1 pseudogene is annotated in these 582 nt (G+C 60.1%); it reads left to right on the plus strand.

Annotated elements, in window-relative coordinates:
• Positions 1 to 582, plus strand: a pseudogene (locus tag L5849_RS14875) (hypothetical protein); the annotation flags it as partial.

Genomic DNA, 582 nt, shown 5'->3' on the forward strand with positions numbered 1-582 from the left:
GCGCCTGCGCGACGGGCAGACGATCGGTTATGGCTATGACAATCTGAACCGGCTCGTCTCGAAGAACCTGCCCGGCTCAGAGCCGGATGCAAGCTACGCCTACGATTTGCTGGGGCGGCTGACACAAGCGGTGCAGAACGGCCAGACCCTGACTTTCGGTCATGATGCGTTGGGAAGAAACACGAGCCAGTCAGGCCCGCATGGCACGCTGGGCTATCAATACGATGCAGCGGGCAGACGCACGCGGATGACCTATCCCGATGGGTTTTTCGTCACTTATGAATATCTGACGGATGGGTCGATTCTGCGGATGCGCGAAAATGGTGGCGCGACCATTCTGGCGAACTGGGGTTATAACAGCGCCGGTGAACCGACCGGTCTGACCTATGCCAACGGCACCTCGCAATCGGTCGCGCTTGATCCGCTCGGGCGCTTGAGTTCGCTGGTGACCAATCTCGTGGGTAGTTCAGCGGACAACACGCGCGGCTTTGCCTACAATCCCGCCGGACAGATCGCGCAGACGACGCAGTCGAACGACAGTTACGCGTTCAACGCGCTCGCCAATGCCGACCGGCCCTATAC

It is taken from the genome of Erythrobacter sp. SN021, from assembly GCF_021864455.1.